At 44.1% G+C, this 4,887-nt stretch carries 7 protein-coding genes; 3 read left to right on the forward strand and 4 right to left on the reverse strand.

Annotated elements, in window-relative coordinates; translation table 11 throughout:
* Positions 1 to 158: 158 nt before the first annotated feature.
* Both RLO19_RS19070 and RLO19_RS19075 read right to left on the reverse strand, forming a co-directional pair.
* Complete coding sequence (locus RLO19_RS19070; protein ID WP_446358955.1) at positions 159 to 1,100, reverse strand: DUF1822 family protein; 942 nt, start codon at positions 1,098 to 1,100, stop codon at positions 159 to 161.
* 23 nt (positions 1,101 to 1,123) lie between these two features.
* Positions 1,124 to 1,774, reverse strand: a complete 651-nt coding sequence (locus RLO19_RS19075) for a sigma-70 family RNA polymerase sigma factor (protein WP_446358957.1) — start codon at positions 1,772 to 1,774, stop codon at positions 1,124 to 1,126.
* Between the two features lie 367 nt (positions 1,775 to 2,141).
* On the opposite strand from RLO19_RS19075, the gene RLO19_RS19080 reads away from it, so the two are divergent.
* On the forward strand, positions 2,142 to 2,423 hold the full coding sequence (locus tag RLO19_RS19080; protein ID WP_446358959.1) for a hypothetical protein: 282 nt from the start codon (positions 2,142 to 2,144) through the stop codon (positions 2,421 to 2,423).
* Positions 2,424 to 2,509: 86 nt separating this feature from the next.
* On the opposite strand, the gene RLO19_RS19085 is transcribed toward RLO19_RS19080, so the two are convergent.
* The gene (locus tag RLO19_RS19085; RefSeq protein ID WP_446358960.1) at positions 2,510 to 2,956 is read right to left on the reverse strand and encodes a VOC family protein; all 447 of its coding nucleotides are present in this window, start codon (positions 2,954 to 2,956) and stop codon (positions 2,510 to 2,512) included.
* 260 nt (positions 2,957 to 3,216) lie between these two features.
* Entirely contained in the window at positions 3,217 to 3,726 is a 510-nt protein-coding gene (locus tag RLO19_RS19090; RefSeq protein ID WP_446358962.1) for a TIGR02652 family protein, read from the reverse strand.
* Positions 3,727 to 3,844: 118 nt separating this feature from the next.
* On the opposite strand from RLO19_RS19090, the gene RLO19_RS19095 reads away from it, so the two are divergent.
* Together RLO19_RS19095 and RLO19_RS19100 are read left to right on the forward strand one after the other, a co-directional pair.
* The gene (locus RLO19_RS19095; RefSeq protein ID WP_446358964.1) at positions 3,845 to 4,399 is read left to right on the forward strand and encodes a gamma carbonic anhydrase family protein; all 555 of its coding nucleotides are present in this window, start codon (positions 3,845 to 3,847) and stop codon (positions 4,397 to 4,399) included.
* Between the two features lie 138 nt (positions 4,400 to 4,537).
* The gene (locus RLO19_RS19100; protein ID WP_446358965.1) at positions 4,538 to 4,654 is read left to right on the forward strand and encodes a photosystem II protein Y; all 117 of its coding nucleotides are present in this window, start codon (positions 4,538 to 4,540) and stop codon (positions 4,652 to 4,654) included.
* The last annotated feature ends 233 nt before the right edge of the window (positions 4,655 to 4,887 follow it).

Consider the following 4,887-nt stretch of genomic DNA (forward strand, 5'->3'; position numbering starts at 1 on the left):
AATGAACAATGGATAATGACCTCTCCTTAAAAGAATAGGATTGAAATTAAGGAAAATCTTTTTTAATTTCTTCGTAAACGAAGAGGTCTTAGACCCAATTAATCAATTATCAATTATCAATTATTAATTATCCATTGATAACGAAGCGAATGGTCTATTCAAATAATAAAAGTTTCCGTTATGCTAATATCAGCTAACGCCACCCTGACTTTAAAGCATTCTCCTGCTTCTCCACTAAACTGTAATTGAATTTGCTTAGTGCTTCTGGCTTCAGCTTGCATCACTGTTTCTCCTGTATCATCAAGAATCATCAGTCGCAGATTTTTAGGTAGATATGATTGACCATTGGTCGGATAAATTTCAACCGAAATATCGAGTTCTGATGAGCGGGTTGGTATCAAATTCATGACTAATATGACTTGTTCATCATCATATCGGCGTCCTAACGTCAACCGCTTACCCCGTGTAATTTTAAGATCGGATGGTTCTGATAAATGGGTGGCTATTTGCGTGTAATTTCTAAAATTAAAGGCGAGTTCTGTTGGCGAGGAATCGAATAATGTGTCCACAGTCTGCCAACCGACATCAAAAATATTTTGTAGCCATTGATTGAGTTGTATTGGTTGTCTGGATGGATTGATATGCTCTAATAAATGTTCCAGTGATTTAAGTTGAGTTAGGAGAACTTCTTCGGTGTTAACGCTGGGCAAAAATCCCAGTAATTTGGCTTCAGTTAAGGCTTGATTCAATTCAACGGCTACATAACCGATACGCTCAGACCAAACTTCTGCGGGGATATGACAGCTAGCGGCGTTGGGTAAGACGGGACGACATTCTAATTTGCCAATATCTTTAATCAATAAGTCGGCTGTATTTTCCAAGGTTTGCATGATTGGATTCCAACTATCACTCGCCTGCCAGTTTGTCGGAATTCCCAGGCATTTTAGAGAAGTCTTGACAGCATAGACGGCTAATGTATTCAGGTAAACTTGTTTTGCCTTTTGGGGGCAATGCTGTTGGTGAAACTGTTGAGCGATTTGATGGGCTTCTAATGTCAGGGGGACAGTCAGCATGAGGGGTTCATTCGTGGTGTTTAACATTGTATTCTTTACCTCAGGGGAGATTATGATGATAAGTATTCTCTTAACTTGGGACTAAATTTAGCTAAGCAACGCTGGTAGAAACTGCTTAAGGTGGAAATCTTAATTCCTAATTCTTCAGAAATTTCGTTCCAAGAGTACCCGGATAAAAGTTTAAGGGCTAAAAATTGGAAGTTGGCGGCTGGCTGATTGGACGTATAGGTTTGATTAAACAGTCCTTCAGGGTCAGTTTCTAGATAGTGAATGATTTCTTGTAACAGAGAGGGCGTCAACTGCGGATTAACTTCGGCTGGATTGTTTTTCTCTAAGTCATCCAGGGTTAAACGTTTGACTCGTTTAGCATCGACTCCTTTATGCAGGGTTGGCATCATAGAACGACTGGCTTCCCTGAAAAATCGATGCTTTAGCATAAAGTTTATCCATTGTAAAACTTCAAAACTAGGGTTATAATCATCAATCCTTTCGCAAATATAACAAAATAGGCGTTGCTTGGCTTCATCATAAATATCCTCATAAAATCCGTGGAATTGTTCGGGATAGGGACGAGTCAGTTTACCGGACTGCTGAATAGCACCCAATAGCTTGGCTAAAGCTTGCTGTCGTTGTTTACTTCGGGGAGGATGCTGCTGTGCGTCCTGTGCCAGTTGCTTTAACTGTTGGTCTATGGCATTCATAGATAGCGATAGAGTTCGTACATCAGTTACCTGAAATTGTGTTGATACACCGATTTAACTCTGTTCATAGAGGTCTCACCAACTCAAGGGCGATTTTATGCAAGGTGGGGAAAATCTTTACAAAAGTTTAACAGAAGCGGCAGTATGGGGAAGATGGGGAGTTCCAGAGGTAGTATGCTACATCTGGAACAGTCAGGGCGGTTTTAGTCCCATCTGTTGTGAGGTCAGAAACGATAGTAGTGAAAAGATCCCCTACACAGTTTCCCAATCGCTTATGTAAAGATTTGTAGCACATACCTGACTTTTGCATAAAACTCACCTGCTGAACTTGAGAACCTAATGAAAGGGTAAGGTAAGGACTAAAATCATGTTGATTCGTAAGATTGTTCAACAGGCACTAACGACACGCTATCTCACCAGGGAAGCCGAAGACCAACTGCGACAGCTACTCAGAGGCAAATACGATTCACAAGATCTCCGAGCGTTCATGCAGTTGCAGAATGCTGTAATGGAGGGTCAGGTGCAACAAGAGTGCCGCTCTTGTCCCGACAACCTCTTGATTTTCAGAGATAGAGAACAGACAAAAAATTTAAGTAAGCATAGGGGAAGTATACCCGCACGCATCGAACCGTTCATCCTCATCCCCTAACCCCCCTTGATACTGCTACAAGCCCCTGACGGCTACTCCCTATTAATTGGGTAGAAAAATCTACCTATCACTGATTATCCTAGGGATTATCCTTGACGGGTTGCCAAGACTCGGATAAATTCCAAGGGTAATCCATCGGTATCGGCAATAAATGCCACCTCGTACACGCGATCGCCGATAATTTGTTGAGTGGGTTCTAAAAGAATTTTCAAGGGGTGAAACTGATCCGGATTTTGACTCGATGCTTCATCCATGCGCTGTTGCAGCGATTCCAGCCAACTAGGTAAGTCGGGAACCGTTTCGGTGAGATCAAAAGAGAGATGATAGTAACCGACGTAATGTTCATCCCCAAAAGCATCCGGTGCAGGTTTAGGTTCCGGGATTTGAATCAGTTCAATTCGTCCGTCTAATCCCTCCATCCAACAGGCGAGAGTAATCCCCGCCGTGAAGCGTTCGGAGATTGTGAAACCTAGTTGTTCGTAGAACGCGATCGCGCGATGGATATCAGCCGTGCGAATTGAAGCATGATGCATGATTCACAAATAATTTTAATTGTTAATCTCTGTAGGGGCGGGTTTTACGGATAACACTCCAGCTCAAACTCCTAACTTAACTAAACCCGCCCCGACTTAGTGATAGGAAAGCAAACAAATGACAAATTAGGACTTCCGTTTTCTTGACGGCACAGGCGCTACCTGTAGGGGCTCTTTCATTGCCGTGCCCCTACCATAAATGGCGTTTGTGCGTAAGTCCTGAAATGACAAATGACAAATGACCAATGACCAATGACAACTTACTCAAATAATCGAAAATAAGGATAGCGTACTGGAATTCCTGGCTCTTTTTCCAAATTGAAGTTAATCACTTCCCAACAAGGTTCCTCGCCTGGATCAGGGCTAAATGCTACGGGTAAGCCATAAAGTCGGGGACGTCCCGGTTCAGATTGTCCGCGCCAGGGGGTACTTCGTTCCAGATAGGCGCTAACTAAGTCTCGATAGCGACTGGCAATAATCACCCGTGTTGCCCGATAGCCTTGAGTGTACAGGCGATCAAGGGCTTCGTGAATTTCAAAGCGAATCCCATCCGGATGGGTATGCTGACGATACCACTCACTCTCCCATTGACGCCAATGACGCCCCGATTGTAAATGGATGAGTTCTTCAGTTTTGGGGTCTGCCTCGAAAGCGCCATGCCGGGGACACAAATAGGTATCGGTCAATGTCAATGCCGGAATAGACTGCCGACAGTGAGGACATTGAATCTCTGAACCGAATATGGGGTACTGTAAACTAGGATTAATCATCTAGGGTTGAAGGTATCGTCATTCATTCGGCGATTGCGCTAGTACCTGTATAAATATATCTGTGGCTTCATCAATTATAGAATACGCTCGAACACACTCATCTGTTTTATAGGCAATTGTGACTGATTCTCATCCCCAGTTTCCTGCAACTCCCTCCTATTGGTCCGCTGTTGATTTGTCTCAAGCCGCCTTTGTTGCGCCCAATGCGGTAGTTATCGGTAAAGTCGCGATCGCATCTGGAGCCAGCGTCTGGTATGGCGCTGTAGTGCGGGGCGATGTCGAGCGGATTGAAATTGGTGAATGCACCAATATTCAGGATGGTGCTATTTTACATGGTGATCCGGGTAAGCCGACTATTCTGGAAGACCATGTGACAATTGGACATCGAGCTGTCGTCCATTCAGCCCATATTGAACGGGGATGTCTGATTGGGATTGGTGCGATTGTTCTGGATGGTGTGCGGGTAGGATATGGCAGCATTGTCGGTGCTGGGGCATTGGTGACGAAAGATGTTGCCCCTTTCTCCTTGGTGGTTGGCATTCCGGCGCGAAAAGTCCGTGATATTTCTGAAACTGAGGCGGCTGAATTAATCGAACATGCGCGACGCTACCAAAAGCTGGCTTTGGTTCATGGGGGAAAAGGCACAGACTTGGGCTTTAGCCAACCTGAATGAGAACCCGGAGAAGAGAAAGCTTACCGACGCTGAAAAAAAGCTGGCGACCTATTGACTTTTGGGGGCATATTTTGGTTAAAACTATATATATGAGAATCCTTCACAGAAATTTAAGCATTAAGCGAGGTAGGTGAAACTATGGATTGGCGGTTACTCATTGTCTTGTTACCTATCCTCTTAGCCGCAAGTTGGGCTTTGTTCAACATTGGTGCCGCGGCTATTGGTCAAATTCAGGCGTTCCTGAATAAATCCTGAGTGGTACTGGGTAGACACAAATTAATTTTGTAGAGACGTAGCATGCTACGTCTCTACGTCTATTCTATAGTACATATGTTCTATTTACCGGAAAAGCGATGGGTGAAGGCTCCCACGCTCTTTAGCTGGGAGATGAAACCGAGCGAACCGTCTAGGTAGCGAATAAATTCGCCAGTCAAATAATTCGGATAACGTTCTACTATTGTGGTAATGTAAATACAAGTCGCGGGAGG

The organism is Coleofasciculus sp. G2-EDA-02 (genome assembly GCF_040226375.1).
Taxonomy (GTDB): domain Bacteria; phylum Cyanobacteriota; class Cyanobacteriia; order Cyanobacteriales; family Coleofasciculaceae; genus Coleofasciculus.

Coding starts and splice junctions, on each gene's coding strand:
- RLO19_RS19070 (WP_446358955.1), bottom strand. CDS start 1,100: ATGTTAAACACCACGAATGAACCCCTCATGCTGACTGTCCCCCTGACA.
- RLO19_RS19075 (WP_446358957.1), bottom strand. CDS start 1,774: ATGAATGCCATAGACCAACAGTTAAAGCAACTGGCACAGGACGCACAG.
- RLO19_RS19080 (WP_446358959.1), top strand. CDS start 2,142: ATGTTGATTCGTAAGATTGTTCAACAGGCACTAACGACACGCTATCTC.
- RLO19_RS19085 (WP_446358960.1), bottom strand. CDS start 2,956: ATGCATCATGCTTCAATTCGCACGGCTGATATCCATCGCGCGATCGCG.
- RLO19_RS19090 (WP_446358962.1), bottom strand. CDS start 3,726: ATGATTAATCCTAGTTTACAGTACCCCATATTCGGTTCAGAGATTCAA.
- RLO19_RS19100 (WP_446358965.1), top strand. CDS start 4,538: ATGGATTGGCGGTTACTCATTGTCTTGTTACCTATCCTCTTAGCCGCA.